We start from the raw sequence: 15,925 nt of genomic DNA, 5'->3' as shown, positions 1-15,925 counted from the left end.
AAATCAATGCCGGATCATGCTGCTGTTGCCTTACGCTTGCGAAACGCCTCACCACATATTCAGGACAAGTCGCGCCTCGTCGCTCATCCGCTCCGGCGACCAGACCGGTTCCCAAACCACGCTGACGTTGACCATGCCGACCCCGGGGACGCTCGCGATGGCATTCTCCACCATCGTCGGCAGCTCGCCGGCGGCCGGACAATTCGGGGTGGTCAGCGTCATCACCACGTCGACGGAGCGGTCGTCCTTGATGTCGACCTTGTAGATCAGGCCGAGCTCGTAGATGTCGGCCGGGATTTCCGGATCGAACACCGTCTTCAACGCCGCGATGATGTCCTTGGTCAGCCGCTCGGTTTCTTCCGGCGGCAGCGCCGATTGCGTCTCCATGTGGCTCAACTGGGCTTCGGCCGTGTCGGTGATATCGGTCATGCGAACAGTTCCCGCGCCTTGATCAGCGCTTGTGCCAGATGGTCCACTTCTTCACGCGTATTATACATCGCAAAGGATGCGCGGCAGGTGGCCGTCACGTTGAACCGCTCTAAAAGCGGCATCACGCAATGGGTGCCGGCGCGAACCGCGATGCCCTGTCGGTCGATGACGGTCGCGACATCGTGGGGATGCGCGCCTGTCATCTCAAAAGAAATCAGCGGCCCCTTGCCTTTCGCCGTTCCGATCAGGCGCAGCGAGTTGATTTCACGCAGACGGTCCTGCGCATAGGTGACGAGGTCGTGCTCATGCGCCGCAATGCGTTCCTTGCCGATCGAGTTGACATAGTCGATCGCGGCCCCAAGCGCGATCGCCTGGACGATCGGCGGCGTACCCGCTTCGAATTTGTGCGGGGGATCGCCATAGGTGACCCAATCCTTTGCCACCTCACGGATCATCTCGCCGCCGCCGTTATAGGGCCGCATCTCCACCAGCAGATCATGCTTGGCGTAAAGCGCGCCGATGCCGGTCGGCCCATAGACCTTGTGACCGGTGAAAGCGTAGAAATCGCAGTCGATATCCTGCACGTCGACCGGAAGATGCACCGCCCCTTGCGCGCCATCGACCAGCACCTTGATGCCGCGGGCATGCGCAAGTCTGACCACGTCCTTGACCGGCACCACCGTGCCGAGCGCATTCGACATCTGCGTGATTGCGACCAGCTTGGTGCGGGGCGTCAGCAGTTTCTCGAATTCTTCGATGAGGAAATTGCCGTCGTCGTCCACCGGCGCCCATTTGATCACGGCGCCGTGCCGCTCCCGCAGGAAATGCCAGGGCACGATGTTGGAATGGTGCTCCATGATGGAGAGCACGATCTCGTCGCCCTCGCCGATGTTCGGCTCGCCCCATGAGGAGGCGACCAGGTTGATCGCCTCGGTGACGTTGCGGGTGAAGATGATCTCCTCGGACCGCCGCGCGTTGACGAACTGCGCCACCTTGGTGCGGGCGCCCTCATAGGCTTCGGTCGCCGCATTGGCGAGGTAGTGCAGGCCGCGATGGACGTTGGCGTACTCGCTGGTATAGGCCTGCATGAGGCGGTCGAGCACCGCCTTCGGCTTCTGCGCGGAAGCGGCGTTGTCGAGATAGACCAGCGGCTTGCCATAGATCTGCATCGCCAGCGCCGGAAAATCCTCGCGCACGCGAGCAACGTCATAGGCTCCGTTGAGGACGGCCGGATGCGTGCTCATCGCCGTACCTCCAGCCAGCGCTCGGCTTGCGCCATCACGAACTCACGCAGGCTCTCGTCGGCAATCTCCTCGATCGCCTCGCCCAGGAACGCCTGGATCAAGAGCGCCTGCGCGTCCTTTTCGGAAAGGCCGCGCGCCCGCAGATAGAACAGCAGACTCTCGTCCAGCGCGCCCGAGGTCGCCCCATGGCCGCAGGTGACGTCGTCGGCGAAGATTTCCAGCTCCGGCTTATTGTCGGCCTCGGCCTCGTCGGACAAGAGTAGCGCCCGTGTCATCATCTTGCCGTCGGTCTTCTGCGCATCGGGCCGGACGATGATGCGCCCCTGGAACACCGAATGCCCGCGGTCGTCGACCACGGCGCGGAAATTCTCGCGGCTGGTGCAATGGGGCACCGCATGGTCGACCACCAGCGTGGTATCGCCGTGCTCCTTGTCCTTGAGCAGGTTGATGCCGTTGACGGAAAGGTCCGACCCCTCGCCCGCCAGCGTGATGAAACCCTGATAGCGGCTCACCGCCCCGCCCCGGGTCAGGTTGAACAGGTTGAGTTTTGTCTTCGCCCCGACGGTAACGATCCCCGAGGAGATGTTTACGGCATCTGCCGCATCCGCCACGACGCGAAGATGCGAGAGCTCGGCCCCATCCCCGACCCGGAGAATCACCGCATCATTGGTCTGATAGGCGCTTGCGCCTTCAGCGGCCACGAAGCTCTCGATCAATGTCGCACGCGTAGCCTTGCCGAGATTGACGTGGGAGCGCGTGAACAGCGATGCAGAGGACGCCGTCGCGACATGCACGATCTGGATCGCACGGGAGAGCGCCGTGCCGTCAGCAATGCTGATCTCGACGCCATCGGTCACCATCGCGGCATTGAGCGAAATCACAGCATCCGTTGTCGACGTGAGCAGCAGGTCGCTCCTCGCGTCATTGGCGCTGTTCTCAAGAATTTCGCGCAATGTCCGCACGCTGACACCATCACCGAGTTCGGCGATGCCGGAGAGTTCGGGCACGAACACGCCATCGACCAGCACCAGCTTGGCGGCCCCATCAACCGCAACGAGCCCGAGGGCAGCCTTCGCCCGCGCGATCGCCGCCGCATCCGGCCAGCGCGCCAGCGGCGCCACCTCCCGCATCAGTGCGCGCAGGTCGGTATATTTCCACTCCTCGATGCGACGGTGCGGCAGGCCCGCGCGCTCATAAGCTTCAAAGGCTTGGCGGCGCGCCTCCGCGACCTCACCCGCGCCGGGCAGCCGGTCGCGCGCGGTCGCAAACACGTTGCTCACCGCGCGTTCGGTATCGGTTTTGGCCAGAACCAGGTTCATCGGAAATTCCTTAGGGCTCAGGCCGCGTCCTCGAATTGGGCATAGCCGGAAGCTTCGAGCTCGAGCGCGAGCTGCTTGTCGCCGCTCTTCACCACGCGGCCTCTGGACATCACGTGGACGAAGTCCGGAACGATGTAGTTCAGGAGCCGCTGGTAGTGAGTGATGACGACCATCGCGCGATCCGGCGAACGCAGCGCATTGACACCGTCGGCAGCAATCCGGAGCGCGTCGATGTCCAGGCCGGAATCCATCTCGTCGAGGATGCACAGGCTCGGTTCGAACAGCGCCATCTGCAGCACCTCGTTGCGCTTCTTCTCGCCGCCGGAGAAGCCGACGTTGACGCCGCGCTTGAGCATGTCCTGCGGAATGTTGAGGGACTTTGCGACCTCGCGAACCTTCTTCAAAAAGTCAGGCGTCGAATATTCGCCCTCGCCGCGCGCCTTCCGCTGCGCGTTCAGCGCCGTGCGCAGGAAGTTCATGGTGGCGACGCCGGGAATTTCCACCGGATATTGGAACGCCAGGAACACACCTTTAGCGGCGCGCTCATCGGGTTCCATGGCGAGCAGGTCCTCGCCTTTGAACAGGATCTGACCGTCGGTGACCTCATAGCCGGGCTTGCCGGCAATCACATGCGAAAGCGTCGATTTGCCGGACCCGTTCGGCCCCATGATCGCGTGCACCTCACCCGGGTTCACGGTGAGGTCGAGCCCGTGAAGGATCTCGCGATCCTCGACCCGGACATGCAAATCTCTGACTTCAAGTAACGCCATTCGTCGTATTCCCTGAAAAATGTCGCCCAGTGTGATGCAAGCCGCGTCGGTCGAGGGCTCGCGGGACGACCATTATCCGACCGATCCTTCGAGCGAGATCGAGATCAGCTTCTGCGCCTCGACCGCGAACTCCATCGGCAATTGCTGCAGCACGTCCTTCACGAAGCCGTTGACGACGAGGCCGACCGCCTCCTCTTCCGACAGCCCGCGCTGCGTGCAGTAGAACAGCACGTCCTCGGAGATCTTCGAGGTCGTCGCTTCGTGCTCGAACGTCGCCGAGGAGTTCTTGGCCTCGATGTAGGGCACGGTGTGCGCGCCGCATTTGTCGCCGATCAGCAGCGAGTCGCAGGCGGTGAAGTTGCGTGCACCAGTGGCTTTGCGGTGCGCGGTGACGAGACCGCGATAGGTGTTCTGCGATCTGCCCGCGGCGATGCCCTTGGAGATGATCCGGCTCGACGTGTTCTTGCCGAGATGAAGCATCTTGGTGCCGGAATCGACCTGCTGGAAGCCGTTGGAGATCGCGATCGAGTAGAACTCGCCGCGCGAATTGTCGCCGCGCAGAATGCAGCTCGGATATTTCCAGGTGATCGCCGAACCCGTTTCCACCTGGGTCCAGGAGATCTTGGAGTTCCTGCCGCGGCAATCGCCGCGCTTGGTGACGAAATTATAGATGCCGCCCAGCCCTTCCGAATTGCCGGGATACCAGTTCTGCACCGTCGAATATTTGATCTCGGCATCGTCGAGCGCGACCAGTTCGACCACGGCAGCGTGGAGCTGGTTCTCGTCGCGCTGCGGCGCGGTGCAGCCTTCGAGGTAGGAGACGTAAGAGCCCTTGTCGGCGATGATCAGCGTGCGCTCGAACTGGCCGGTATTGCGTTCGTTGATGCGGAAATAGGTCGACAGCTCCATCGGGCAGCGCACGCCCGGCGGCACGTAGACGAACGAGCCGTCGGAGAACACCGCCGAATTCAGGGTGGCGAAGAAGTTGTCCGAGGTTGGTACCACCGAACCCAGATACTTCTGCACGAGTTCAGGATGCTCGCGGATCGCCTCCGAAATCGGCATGAAGATCACGCCGGCCTTCTTCAGCTCTTCCTTGAAGGTGGTTGCCACCGACACCGAATCGAAGACGGCATCGACCGCGATCTTGCTCTTGACCGGATCGGTCTCGCCGACGCGCGGCTCGATGCCTTCCAGCATCGCCACCTCGCGCAGAGGGATGCCGAGCTTCTCATACGTCTTGAGAATCTCCGGATCGATCTCGTCGAGCGAGTTGACCTGCTTCTTCGGCTTGGGCGCCGCGTAATAATGGATGTCCTGGTAGTCGATCTTGGGGTAGTTGACGCGCGCCCAGGTCGGCTCACGCATGGTCAACCAGCGGCGGTAGGCCTCCAGCCGCCACTGCAGCATCCATTCCGGCTCGTTCTTCTTGGCGGAAATGAAGCGGACGATGTCTTCCGAGAGACCCTTCGGGGCCTTCTCGGACTCGATCAGCGTCTCAAACCCATATCGATATTGATCGACGTCGATCCGCCTGACGCGGTCGACCGTCTCCTGTACGGCTGGCATTCCATCCTCCGCTCGCGGTTTCAAGGACCGCGGTGGACTGGTCTCGAAAGACTATTACGATGCTTTTGCGAGGAAATCACCTGCTTAGAACCGTTCAAGCCGTGTTTCGTCGCTTCCTTTAAGTAGGGTACTTGAGAGCTTTCGCCAAGCCTCCAGGCAGCGATCAATGTCTGCCTCCGACGTGGACCAGCCCAGACTTAAGCGCACGGCGCCCTGGGCGAATTGCTCAGCAATTCCCATAGCTTGCAGCACATGTGAAGGCTGTACCTTGCCCGAGGAGCAGGCCGAGCCGGAGGACACTGCCACGCCGGCGAGGTCAAAACCGATCACTGCGGTTTCCGCCTTCAGCCCCGGCGCCGTGAAAAGTGTCGTGTTGGGCAGCCGCGGCACGTCTTCCGAGAACACGGCCAATCCCTCGGACTGGCGAAGTCCCCTCTCCAGTCGATTTCGCAAGTCCTGTACCCGCGCCGACTCGGCCTCGCGCGCGGCCATCGCCGCCCTGACGGCGGCGCCGAAACCAGCGATGCCAGCCACGTTCTCGGTCCCGGCCCGGCGACCCAGTTCCTGGCCACCGCCGCGCAAGAGCGGCTCCAGCCCGCTCACGCCCTCTGCCAGCACCAGCGCACCCACACCCTTGGGTCCGCCGATCTTGTGTGCGGAGAGCGTAGCGAGGTCCGCGCCTATCGAACTGATATTGAAGGATATTTTTCCAAACGCCTGGATCGCATCGACGTGCAGCAGACTTCCAGCGGCATGGACGATTTCGGCCACCTCTCGGACTGGTTGCAGGGCTCCGGTTTCGTTGTTGGCCGCCATGATCGAGACCAGCGCCGGCGGACCTTCCACAAGAAGCCGCCGCAGGTGATCCAGATCCACGACGCCGTCGCGCGTGACCGTGATCTTCGCAGTTGCGTCGGCCGAAAACCGGCCGCCCGCCAGAACCGAGGCGTGTTCCACGGCGGAGACCAGCAGTCGTTGCGCCGGTGCTCCCGTCCCGCGGTGCAGGCCAGGACTGAGCGCCAGCGCATTCGCCTCCGTTCCGCTGGAGGTGAACACCACGTTTCGGGGCACGGCCCCACCGGCCTCGGCAACGGCGGCCCGGGCGTCCTCCACCAATCGGCGGGCCTGCCTGCCTTCGGCATGGACCGAAGACGGGTTGCCGGGGAGCCGCCAAGCCGCAGCCATCGCCTCGACCGCCTCAGGCCGAAGCGGCGTGGTCGCGTTCCAGTCGAGGTAGACCCGGTCGGACATTAAGGTGCCATTATACCTAAATAGCTATTGAGGGCTGCGATCAGCGTCTGCCGTGTCCCCGCGCCAGATGCAAACTGGTGATCTCACGCCCCGCCCGCAACCAATAAAACATCAACGTCTGGAACGCATTGGCGGATGCTCAAGATGCTTGCTTTTTGCCCCTCGCCTTATGTTAGAACGCACGCCTCCGGTTCACAAAAGCGTCGTCCGCGCATCGCCCGACGCCCGATCAACCACTTTCACTGCGAGGTTTCGTCTGCGGGGACCAGATGAAGCAAGCACGAAGCTGGCTGACCTTCACCCAAGGGTTCACTGATGCCTGAAGTTATTTTCAACGGCCCGGCTGGCCGCCTTGAAGGCCGTTACCACCCGGCCAAGCAGAAGAACGCGCCGATCGCGATGATCCTGCATCCGCATCCGCAGTTCCATGGCACGATGAATCACCAGATCGTCTACCAGTGCTACTACGCCTTTGCGCATCGCGGCTTCTCGGTGCTGCGTTTCAACTTCCGCGGCGTCGGCCGCAGCCAGGGTTCCTTTGACCACGGCACCGGCGAATTGTCTGACGCGGCGTCCGCGCTCGACTGGGCGCAGACGATCAATCCCGAGGCGCGCGCTTGCTGGGTCGCCGGCTTCTCCTTCGGCGCCTGGATCGGCATGCAGCTTCTGATGCGCCGCCCCGAGGTCGAAGGTTTTATTTCGATCGCGCCGCCCGCCAATCTCTATGACTTCTCCTTCCTCGCGCCCTGCCCATCGTCCGGCCTGATCGTGCACGGCGAAAAGGATGCGGTGGTCCCGCCCAAGGATGTCAACACGCTGGTCGAGAAGCTGAAGACACAGAAGGGCATCGTGATCGACCAGCAGGTCATTCCCGGCGCCAATCATTTCTTCGACGGCAAGCTCGAGCCGCTGATGGAGACGATCACCGCCTATCTCGACATGCGGCTCGCCAACGTGCGTTGACACGCGAGGTTCGGCGATGGGCGCGTTCATCGCCCTGCTGCGTGCCGTCAATGTCGGCGGCACCGGCAAATTGCCGATGAGCGAGCTCAAGGCCATGTGCGAAGAACTCGGCTTTGCCGCCGTGCGCACCTATATCGCCAGCGGCAATGTCGTGTTCGAAAGCCGCAAGTCGGAAGCCACGATCAAGGCCGCACTTGAGAAGCGGCTCGAAGCCTACGCCGGCAAACCCGTCGGCGTGTTGGTGCGCAGCGCCGAGGAGATGGCGCGGGTCGCCGCCGACAATCCATTTCCCAAGGCCAAGCCAAACTACACGGTCGCCATCTTCCTCGATCATGCGCCACCGGCCGACACGCTCGCAAGTGTGCGCGGTCGGCAGGATGAAGAGATCGGGCTCGGACGCCGCGAGATCTATGTCTATTATCCGCAAGGCATGGGGAGATCGAAGCTCGCTATTGCCGCAGCCAAGACGGGCACCGCGCGCAACATGAATACGGTTGCCACCTTGGCCCGCATGGCGGGCGGCTCATAGGCCGAGCGTCAGGCCTGCCTATCCTGGGGCAAGCTTCAACGCGACGATGCCGATCATCACGAGCCCGATCCCTGCGACCTTGGCAAGACTTAGCGCCTCGCCAAACAGCACCACGCCCATGATCACCGTCCCGACCGCACCGATCCCGGTCCAAACCGCGTAGGCAAGCCCAAGGTCCAGCGCCTGCAGGGCTCGCCCGAGCAGGAAGACGAAGGCCGCAAGCAGGGCGAGCGAGATCAGGCTCCAGCCCATCCGCGTGTAGCCCTCGGCATACTTCATCGAGATGGCCCAGCCGACATCGAGAAGCCCCGCGACTATCAGTGCCATCCAGGCAAGCGAACGCGACATGACGCCATCACGCGGCTAGCTTCAACAGATGTGCGTCATGGCGAAGCAGAAACTCGCGCAACAACTTCGCATAATCGGGTCCGACGGCAGAGCGAACGCTCGGCCGGAGAGCGAGCTCGGCGCGCCAGCCACGGACTTTCGGCGTGTCATCAAAGATATCGAGGTCGACGATTTCATCGAACACATCGAAGTAGCGAAATATCGGCGCAAACACCGCATCCACGAGGCTGAAACCTTCGCCTGCGAAAAACGGGCCCAAGCCCAACGCCCCCTCGACGCGCCCGAACTTCGCGGTGATCGCCGCGTGCTTGTTCGCGAATGTCGCGGGGTCCCTGGTGGTTTCGAGGGCCCACAGGTCGCCGAGGATGGCGGAGCCGAATTCCATCCATGCGCGATGCTGGGCGCGCGTCAGCGCATCCTGCGGATGCAGCCTGGTTCCTTGCTGGCTGTCCTCGATGTATTCGCAAATGACGTTGCTCTCGAACAGCGCCACGTCACCATCATCCGAGGCGACGACGAGCACGGGTACTTTGCCGAGCGGGGAGATGTTGAGAAACCACTCCGGCTTCTCGGCAAGATCGATGTCGATGCGCTCGAACGGCAGACCCTTTTCGGACAGCGCGATCACCGCGCGCTGAACGTAGGGACAGAGTTTGTGACTGATCAGCCTCAGCGGGGCAGCCATCCCGAACCTCGCAGTTTCATGCATCTGCATCTAATTACATGCAAATGCATGAACCTGTCAAGGTCGCGCGATCACGCCACCGGTCATCGGCATCGGCACACCGGTGGTCTTGGGATAGCTGAGCGGCAGGCCCTTCAATCCCCGCACGGCGAGGAAGCCGAAGGCCTGCGCTTCGATCGCATCCGCCGACCAGCCGAGCGCGTTGGCGGCTTCGACGCGCGCCGGCGCGAGGCGTTCGCGCAGCATCCGCGTCATGGTGAGATTGCGCGCGCCGCCGCCGGAGATGATCCAGCCTTGCGGCGGCTTCGGCAGCAGCGGCACGATCCGCGCGATCGCCGCCACGGTGAGCGCGGTCAGCGTGGCCGCGCCATCGGCCGGCGCCATCTCGCCGAGCTTGAAATGCGCGAAATCGTTGCGATCGAGCGATTTCGGCGGCCGCCTGGCAAAGAACGGATGCTCAAGCACTCGCGCAATCCAGGCCTCATCCGCCGTCCCTTGCGCCGCCATCCGCCCGTCGCAATCAAAACTCTGCCCGGTCGTCCGCTGCATGAAATCGTCAAGCAACGCATTGCCGGGCCCGGTGTCGCAGGCGATCAGCGTATCGGCGCCATCGATATAGGTAATGTTGGAAACGCCGCCGATATTCACCACCACGATCGGCCCCTGCCGTTCCAGCGACTGCACCAGCGCGCGGTGATAGACCGGCACGAACGGCGCGCCCTGCCCACCGGCGGCGACATCGGCCGCTCGGAAATCAGACATCACCGGGATATGGATGGCTTTGGCGAGCGCCACGGCGTCGCCGATCTGCACGGTCAGCTTGCGTTCGGGCCGGTGCAGCACGGTCTGGCCATGGAAGCCGACAATGTCGATCTCCTCGGGCGCGATGCGGTGCTGGGCGGTAAAGGCCTTCACCGCTTCCGCATGGGCCAAGGTCACGACACGCTCGGCCTCGGCCAGCACACCCGGCCGCGCATCGCGCTCAGCGAGGTGCACGGCCCCAGCGAGCGCCTCCCGCAGCAGCTTCCGCTCCGGATCGGTATAAGCCCGGTAGCCGGACGGCCCAAAGGCCTGAATCCGCCTGCCGTCGGTCTCGATCATGGCGACGTCCACCCCGTCGAGCGAGGTGCCGCTCATCAGACCGATCGCCGTCAACATCATGTTTTAGCGAGCCTCACGAGTCCTACCCCGGACGCCCAGCTTGTGCCAAACGGGCACATCTTATAATGCCACAGCGCCTGCAGACGCGGCAGCCTGTCCGGTCACGGTTCCGCAATTTGCTGCAACTACCGTAAAACAAGAATGATCAGAGTCCCAGACAAATGACTGCTTTTAAATCTGATTTTCTGAATGTGCTGCAAAGCCGCGGCTTCATTCATCAGATTTCGGACCCCGAATCGCTGGATGCGCTGGCCGCCAAGCGCGAACTCGTCGCCTATATCGGCTTCGACTGCACCGCGCCCTCGCTCCATGTCGGCTCGATGGTGCAGATCATGTGCCTGCACTGGTTGCAGCAGACCGGCAACAAGCCGATCGCCCTGATGGGTGGCGGCACCACGCGCGTCGGCGATCCCTCCGGCAAGGATGAGACGCGCAAGATTCTGTCCATCGAGGAGATCGAGCGCAACAAGGATGGCATCAAGCAGGTCTTCTCGCATTTCTTGCGCTTCGGCGAGGGCAAGAGTGATGCGATCATGCCCGACAATGCGGAATGGCTGACCAAGCTGAACTGGATCGAAATGCTGCGCGACATCGGCCGGCATTTCTCCGTCAACCGCATGCTGGCGATGGATTCGGTCAAGCTCCGGCTCGAGCGCGATCAGGAGATGAGCTTCATCGAGTTCAACTACATGATCCTGCAGGCCTACGATTATGTCGTGCTCAACCAGCGCTACGATTGTCGGCTGCAGATGGGCGGTTCCGACCAGTGGGGCAACATCGTCAACGGCATCGATCTCGGACGCCGTTTGGGCACGCCGCAACTGCATGCGCTGACCACGCCTCTGATCACGACCGCCTCGGGCGAGAAGATGGGCAAGACCGCGAGCGGCGCGGTGTGGCTCAACGCCGACATGAAGAGCCCGTACGAATACTGGCAATTCTGGCGCAATACCGAAGATGCCGATGTCGAGCGCTTCCTCAAACTGTTCACCACGCTGCCGCTCGGCGAGATCGAGAAACTCGCCGCGCTGAAGGGCGCCGAGATCAACGAAGCCAAGAAGGCGCTTGCTGATGCCGCGACCACCTTGCTCCATGGCCCGGAGGCCGCGCGGCAAGCTGCGGAAACGGCGCGACGGACGTTTGAGGAAGGCGCGATCGCGGAAAATCTGCCGACCGTGGAAATTCCGCAAAGCGAACTTCAGGTGGGGGTCGGCGTACTGGCTGCGTTCGTGAAAGCAGGTCTCGTCGCCTCAAACGGCGAGGCGCGGCGGCAGATCAAGGGCGGCGGCCTGCGCGTCAACGACGCGCCCGTTACCGACGAGCGCATGATGCTGACATCGGCGAATCTCGCGCCGGAGGGCGTGATCAAGCTTTCGCTCGGCAGGAAGCGCCACGTCCTGCTCAGGCCTGCATAGGCGTATTCGCTAAACCCGCTTGCTCAAGCGCACCAAAGCGCGCTCCCTGTCGCCAATGGATCAGAACGCGCCGCGGGAGGACATCTTGGCTGCGCCGGCCAAGCCGGCGCGCGTAGCGCTCGTTGTCCTCGCACTGTGCTTTGCGCTCTCCGTGCTTGGCCGCGGCCTGGGCGAGAGCTTCACGGTCTTCCTCAAGCCAATCTCGGAAAGCTTTGGCTGGGACCGCGCCGAAGTGGTCTCTGTCTATTCACTGTGTGCGCTGGCCGGCGGCCTGGCCGCTCCCCTGATCGGACGGCTATTCGACCGGTCGGGACCGCGCACGGTCTATACGCTGGGGCTTGCGCTGCTCGGCGGCGCATTCCTGTCTGCCGCCTTCGCCACTCATCTTTGGCAGTTCCAGCTCAGCGTCGGGCTGTGCGTCGGCATCGGCATCGCCTTCATCGGCAACGTGCCCAACTCTATCCTGCTCGGCCGCTGGTTCGGTCCCAAATTGCCGACCGCGATGGCGGTGGTCTATTCCGCGACCGGCGCGGGCGTGCTGATCCTGCTGCCCGCCTCGCAGCTCCTGATCGATCGCTTCGGCTGGCGTGGCGCCTATGAGATTTTTGGCGCGCTTGTGCTCCTCCTGCTCATTCCGTTGCTGCTGTTGCCGTGGCGGCTGTTTTCCCGCGGCTCGCCGCACGTGGTCAAGAAAGCTGCCGAGAGTTTCGACGGCGAAGGCTGGACGCTCGCGAGCGCGATGCGCCATCACGCCTTCTGGGCGTTGTTCGTGACGTTCTTCTTCACCGCGATCGGCATGTATGCCATCGCCCCACAGGTGGTGGCCTATCTGGTTGAAGCCGGCTTCCCGCCGCTGCAGGCCGCGACCGCCTGGGGCTTTTCCGGCGTCGTATTGCTGTTCGGAATGTTGGGCGTTTCCTCGCTGGATGGACTGATCGGCCGCAGACCATCGGTGCTGTTCAGCTACGCGCTGTCCATCATCGGCATCGTGATGCTGTGGGCGCTGCAATGGTACCCGAACTTCTGGTTGCTCACCGGCTTTGTCGTCTGCTTCGGCAGCATGATCGGTTCGCGAGGCCCGCTGCTCTCGGCTACAGCGATGAAGATCTTTCGCGGCAATCGGGTCGGCACGATCTATGGCAGCATCTCCATCGGCAGCGGGCTAGGCTCGGCGGTCGGCTCCTGGAGCGGCGGCCTGATCCACGACCTCACCCATAGCTACAATCCGCTGATTGTATTTGCCCTGATCGCTGTGGTGCTTGGGATGATTCCCTTCTTGGTTGTGCCCGCCCTGCGGCACTAAGCCTCGTCGCTGCAATCGCATAGCCTCATGCCGATTTGTCCCGCCTCCATTCACCATTGGTAAGGCGCTTGCTGGTATCGCGGTGGTGACAATCCCCTAGAAGAGGCCGCGATGATGCTGCTCAGCCGATTGAAGATCCGCACCAAACTCGCAAGCATTGTCATTCTCGCAGCCTTGACAGTCTTCGCCATCGTCGCGGTCTCGGCCTGGCTCAGCAAAGAGCGCATGCTGGAAGATCGCGTCGCGCAGATGCGCACTGCGGTCGATCTGATGACCGGCATGGCGCAAACGCTGCAGGACGAAGTCGCCGCTGGCAAAATGACGCTTGCCGAAGCGAAGAACCAGTTCCGCCTGCGCGGCCGGCGGATGACCTTCAACAACGGCCAAGGCTATGCCATCGTCTACAACGCCGACACGACGAGCCTGTTGAACATCGCCAATCCTCAGGTCGAGGGCCGGGTCTCCGGCGCAAGGGACGCCACCGGTCTCGTCATCGCCGATATCCAGATGGCGGCCGCGCGCGAACGACCTGAAGGGGGCGTTGCCAGCTATACCTTCCCGCGCCCTGGTCAGACGGTCGCGGTTCGCAAGATGGCTTATGCCCGCCGCTTCGAGCCGTGGGACATCTACGTGACCTATGGCCTCTATGTCGACGACATCGATGCGGACGTGAGCTCATTGATGCTGCGTCTTGGCATCATCGGCGGCGGCCTCACCTTGCTGCTTGGACTATTGTCCTGCCTGATTTCGAACGATGTCGCGGGAGCGCTGGGCCGCCTGAAGGACAGGATGCAGGCCATTGCCGGCGGCGCGCTGGATCAGCCGGTGGAGGAGACCGAGCGCGGCGACGAGATCGGACGCATGGCGGAAACGCTGGAAGTGCTGCGCCAGACCGCCATGACGGCGCGCACGCTCGAAGCCGAGCAGGTCGCGACCAAGCAGCGCAGCGAGAAAGAGAAGCGTGACGCCTTGATCGCGCTTGCCGATCGCTTCGACGCGTCGGTGGGGCAGCTCGTCGGGCTGATGGCGTCTGGATCGCACGAATTGGAAGCGACTGCGCAATCCATGACATCGACGGCGGAACACACCAATCACCGCGCCTCCGTGGTCAGCTCGGCCGCTACCGAAGCCAGCACGCGGGTGCAGACGGTCGCCGCGGCCGCCGAGGAATTGTCCTCGTCCATCAGCGAGATCAGCCGTCAGGTCGCCCAATCCGCCGCCATCACCAACCGTGCCGTCGAAAGCGCGCGCCGCACCGACACCATCGTGCGGGCGCTCGCCGATGGCGCCCAGCAGATCGAGCACGTCGCCGAGCTGATTTCCAGCATCGCCGAGCAGACCAATCTGCTGGCGCTGAATGCCACCATCGAAGCCGCGCGCGCGGGCGAGGCCGGCCGGGGTTTTGCCGTGGTCGCCGCCGAAGTGAAGACGCTGGCCAGCCAGACGGCCGACGCCACCAAGGAGATCGGCACCCGCATCAGCCAGATCCAGGGTGCCACCAGGGAAGCAGTCGAGGCCATCGGCGGCATCACCGCGACCATCGATGAAGTCAGCGTCATCGCAACCGCGATCGGCTCGGCCATCGAGCAACAGGGCGCGGCAACTTCGGAGATCGCGCGCAACGTGACGCAGACGGCACAGGCGACCAAGGACGTGACCAGCAATATTGGCGGCGTCAGCAGCGCCGCCAACGAGACCGGCAATGCCGCCGGCCTCGTGCTCACCGCGGCTTCCAACCTCTCCAAGCAGGCCGAGCAGCTCTCCGGCGAGGTCAGCACGTTCCTCGCCGGAGTGCGCGCGGCGTAGAGCATGATCCGGCCCCGAAGGGCCGCGTCAGCGCAAGGGAAGCCGGTTTTCCCCGCGACAACTACGAGGGGTTTGCGCGGAGATCATGCTCAACAAAACCCCTGACGCGTTCATTGCCACCTCGCTATACGGTCGCCGGAAGCGGCGGCCGCCCATGCGCTCACCGCTCCGAGCAAGGTGGCGGCGGCGATCGAAAACGCCAGGATGATCGTGCTGCGGCGCGAATGCGCAATGGCCGTTCGTGAAGCGGCAATCGCCTGATCGACGCGCCGTTCGGCGTCGCCTGCCGAAAGTCCCGTCGTTGCGGCGACCGACTGGATGAGATAGGTGCGATCATCGCCGTTCACGCCGTTATGGCTCGACGATGTCATGAGAATCCGGCCTGCTTCTGCACGCTCGGCGCCCATATCCACATTTGTCGCCGGCCGTGGCGCGCGGAACAGCCGGTCCAGCTCGTAGCTCAGCAGTGGTTCGGCCGACGTCGTGTCTTTGGCGGTCAACGCCGATGACGAGCCGTGGACGGTCGCCGCGCCGATCACCGCGGTCAGCGCCGCCCCGAGAAGAACCGCGAGCGCCCATGCGGCGAGGCCATGAAAGCCGTCGCGCGTTTCGGCCTCCGGCGTACCGGCCACGTCATAGCGGCGGCGAAGATGGCCCGCAATGTAGCCGCCGATACCGAAACTGACGATGGCCTGCAGGATCAGGTAGATGCCCGACAGAAGCGACAGCGCGCCCGATGCATCGCGCCACGTCGGCGACGTCGAGCTTACGCCGAGTCCGATCGTGACGCCGAACATCACCAGGATGAAAGAAAATGCTGCGGCTGCAAAAGCGCCCGCAACTACGGGCGTCCAGTGCAGATAGGCTTTGTCGTCGGGAAGCGTGAGCGCTTCGTCTTCGACAAGCGTGCCGGCTTCGATTGTCATGTGCGAAGCCCTCAGCGCAAACCGAAAAACGAAAGTATGGCCATGATCACGACGATCAGGCCGATGAGATAGATCAATTGATTCATTTGACCCTCCTCCGGTCCTCTCCGGCCTGATAATCGCAAGTTGTTCGGAAGGTTCCTCTCGGAAGAGATGCGATGCCGCGCTGCGGCGATCGGTTCCGAAGGAATGGGGAGGAGTCACATC

At 63.1% G+C, this 15,925-nt stretch carries 15 protein-coding genes; 5 read left to right on the top strand and 10 right to left on the bottom strand.

The annotated features are described in order from the left end of the window. Positions 1 to 48: 48 nt before the first annotated feature. From P6U23_RS19720 to P6U23_RS19695, 6 genes are all read right to left on the bottom strand, one after another. A complete protein-coding gene (locus P6U23_RS19720) occupies positions 49 to 420 on the bottom strand; it encodes an SUF system Fe-S cluster assembly protein (RefSeq protein WP_407181521.1) in 372 nt (123 codons plus the stop codon). 5 nt (positions 421 to 425) lie between these two features. After that, positions 426 to 1,673, bottom strand: coding sequence for a cysteine desulfurase (locus P6U23_RS19715; RefSeq protein WP_407174108.1), 1,248 nt, complete (start codon positions 1,671 to 1,673; stop codon positions 426 to 428). Next, entirely contained in the window at positions 1,670 to 2,992 is a 1,323-nt protein-coding gene (sufD, locus tag P6U23_RS19710; protein WP_407174106.1) for a Fe-S cluster assembly protein SufD, read from the bottom strand. The genes P6U23_RS19715 and sufD overlap by 4 nt, the downstream gene beginning before the upstream one ends. Before the next feature lie 17 nt (positions 2,993 to 3,009). Next, positions 3,010 to 3,762 carry a Fe-S cluster assembly ATPase SufC gene (gene sufC / locus P6U23_RS19705; RefSeq protein WP_407174104.1) on the bottom strand — a complete coding sequence of 251 codons (753 nt, stop codon included), beginning with the start codon at positions 3,760 to 3,762 and terminating at the stop codon, positions 3,010 to 3,012. A gap of 72 nt (positions 3,763 to 3,834) precedes the next feature. Further along, positions 3,835 to 5,331, bottom strand: coding sequence for a Fe-S cluster assembly protein SufB (gene sufB, locus P6U23_RS19700; RefSeq protein ID WP_407174102.1), 1,497 nt, complete (start codon positions 5,329 to 5,331; stop codon positions 3,835 to 3,837). Positions 5,332 to 5,415: 84 nt separating this feature from the next. Next, positions 5,416 to 6,582, bottom strand: coding sequence for a cysteine desulfurase family protein (locus tag P6U23_RS19695; protein ID WP_407174100.1), 1,167 nt, complete (start codon positions 6,580 to 6,582; stop codon positions 5,416 to 5,418). Between the two features lie 315 nt (positions 6,583 to 6,897). Between P6U23_RS19695 and P6U23_RS19690 the strand changes: the two genes are divergently transcribed. Further along, a complete protein-coding gene (locus P6U23_RS19690) occupies positions 6,898 to 7,545 on the top strand; it encodes an alpha/beta hydrolase (RefSeq protein WP_006614822.1) in 648 nt (215 codons plus the stop codon). A 16-nt stretch (positions 7,546 to 7,561) separates the two neighbouring features. Beyond that, positions 7,562 to 8,074 (top strand): DUF1697 domain-containing protein, encoded by a 513-nt coding sequence (locus tag P6U23_RS19685; protein ID WP_407174097.1) that lies wholly within the window; start codon positions 7,562 to 7,564, stop codon positions 8,072 to 8,074. Between the two features lie 18 nt (positions 8,075 to 8,092). Here P6U23_RS19685 and P6U23_RS19680 read toward each other — a convergent pair whose 3' ends face one another. The 3 genes from P6U23_RS19680 to P6U23_RS19670 are packed head-to-tail and all read right to left on the bottom strand — an operon-like array spanning position 8,093 to position 10,268. Then, entirely contained in the window at positions 8,093 to 8,422 is a 330-nt protein-coding gene (locus tag P6U23_RS19680) for a DMT family transporter (RefSeq protein ID WP_407174095.1), read from the bottom strand. 7 nt (positions 8,423 to 8,429) lie between these two features. Then, a complete protein-coding gene (locus P6U23_RS19675) occupies positions 8,430 to 9,107 on the bottom strand; it encodes a glutathione S-transferase family protein (RefSeq protein ID WP_407174093.1) in 678 nt (225 codons plus the stop codon). Positions 9,108 to 9,164: 57 nt separating this feature from the next. Then, positions 9,165 to 10,268 (bottom strand): anhydro-N-acetylmuramic acid kinase, encoded by a 1,104-nt coding sequence (locus P6U23_RS19670; RefSeq protein WP_407174091.1) that lies wholly within the window; start codon positions 10,266 to 10,268, stop codon positions 9,165 to 9,167. Positions 10,269 to 10,429: 161 nt separating this feature from the next. Here P6U23_RS19670 and tyrS point away from each other — a divergent pair, with 161 nt between their 5' ends. The 3 genes from tyrS to P6U23_RS19655 all read left to right on the top strand — a co-directional run bounded on the left by tyrS (position 10,430) and on the right by P6U23_RS19655 (position 14,792). Continuing rightward, positions 10,430 to 11,683 (top strand): tyrosine--tRNA ligase, encoded by a 1,254-nt coding sequence (tyrS, locus tag P6U23_RS19665; protein WP_407174089.1) that lies wholly within the window; start codon positions 10,430 to 10,432, stop codon positions 11,681 to 11,683. Positions 11,684 to 11,738: 55 nt separating this feature from the next. Then, positions 11,739 to 12,986 carry an MFS transporter gene (locus tag P6U23_RS19660; RefSeq protein ID WP_407174087.1) on the top strand — a complete coding sequence of 416 codons (1,248 nt, stop codon included), beginning with the start codon at positions 11,739 to 11,741 and terminating at the stop codon, positions 12,984 to 12,986. 111 nt (positions 12,987 to 13,097) lie between these two features. Further along, positions 13,098 to 14,792 (top strand): methyl-accepting chemotaxis protein, encoded by a 1,695-nt coding sequence (locus tag P6U23_RS19655; RefSeq protein WP_407174085.1) that lies wholly within the window; start codon positions 13,098 to 13,100, stop codon positions 14,790 to 14,792. Positions 14,793 to 14,902: 110 nt separating this feature from the next. On the opposite strand, the gene P6U23_RS19650 is transcribed toward P6U23_RS19655, so the two are convergent. Further along, a complete protein-coding gene (locus P6U23_RS19650; protein WP_407174083.1) occupies positions 14,903 to 15,718 on the bottom strand; it encodes a hypothetical protein in 816 nt (271 codons plus the stop codon). Positions 15,719 to 15,925 lie beyond the last annotated feature (207 nt).

This window comes from Bradyrhizobium sp. STM 3562 (assembly GCF_045571435.1).
In the GTDB taxonomy this organism is placed as follows: domain Bacteria; phylum Pseudomonadota; class Alphaproteobacteria; order Rhizobiales; family Xanthobacteraceae; genus Bradyrhizobium.
This window is presented reverse-complemented; position numbering and strand designations above follow the sequence as displayed.

Excerpts from the sequence above, each read along its gene's own strand:
- P6U23_RS19715 (WP_407174108.1), bottom strand. The coding sequence starts at position 1,673 with ATGAGCACGCATCCGGCCGTCCTCAACGGAGCCTATGACGTTGCTCGC.
- sufD (WP_407174106.1), bottom strand. The coding sequence starts at position 2,992 with ATGAACCTGGTTCTGGCCAAAACCGATACCGAACGCGCGGTGAGCAAC.
- sufC (WP_407174104.1), bottom strand. The coding sequence starts at position 3,762 with ATGGCGTTACTTGAAGTCAGAGATTTGCATGTCCGGGTCGAGGATCGC.
- sufB (WP_407174102.1), bottom strand. The coding sequence starts at position 5,331 with ATGCCAGCCGTACAGGAGACGGTCGACCGCGTCAGGCGGATCGACGTC.
- P6U23_RS19695 (WP_407174100.1), bottom strand. The coding sequence starts at position 6,582 with ATGTCCGACCGGGTCTACCTCGACTGGAACGCGACCACGCCGCTTCGG.
- P6U23_RS19690 (WP_006614822.1), top strand. The coding sequence starts at position 6,898 with ATGCCTGAAGTTATTTTCAACGGCCCGGCTGGCCGCCTTGAAGGCCGT.
- P6U23_RS19685 (WP_407174097.1), top strand. The coding sequence starts at position 7,562 with ATGGGCGCGTTCATCGCCCTGCTGCGTGCCGTCAATGTCGGCGGCACC.
- P6U23_RS19680 (WP_407174095.1), bottom strand. The coding sequence starts at position 8,422 with ATGTCGCGTTCGCTTGCCTGGATGGCACTGATAGTCGCGGGGCTTCTC.
- P6U23_RS19675 (WP_407174093.1), bottom strand. The coding sequence starts at position 9,107 with ATGGCTGCCCCGCTGAGGCTGATCAGTCACAAACTCTGTCCCTACGTT.
- P6U23_RS19670 (WP_407174091.1), bottom strand. The coding sequence starts at position 10,268 with ATGATGTTGACGGCGATCGGTCTGATGAGCGGCACCTCGCTCGACGGG.
- tyrS (WP_407174089.1), top strand. The coding sequence starts at position 10,430 with ATGACTGCTTTTAAATCTGATTTTCTGAATGTGCTGCAAAGCCGCGGC.
- P6U23_RS19660 (WP_407174087.1), top strand. The coding sequence starts at position 11,739 with ATGGATCAGAACGCGCCGCGGGAGGACATCTTGGCTGCGCCGGCCAAG.
- P6U23_RS19655 (WP_407174085.1), top strand. The coding sequence starts at position 13,098 with ATGATGCTGCTCAGCCGATTGAAGATCCGCACCAAACTCGCAAGCATT.
- P6U23_RS19650 (WP_407174083.1), bottom strand. The coding sequence starts at position 15,718 with ATGACAATCGAAGCCGGCACGCTTGTCGAAGACGAAGCGCTCACGCTT.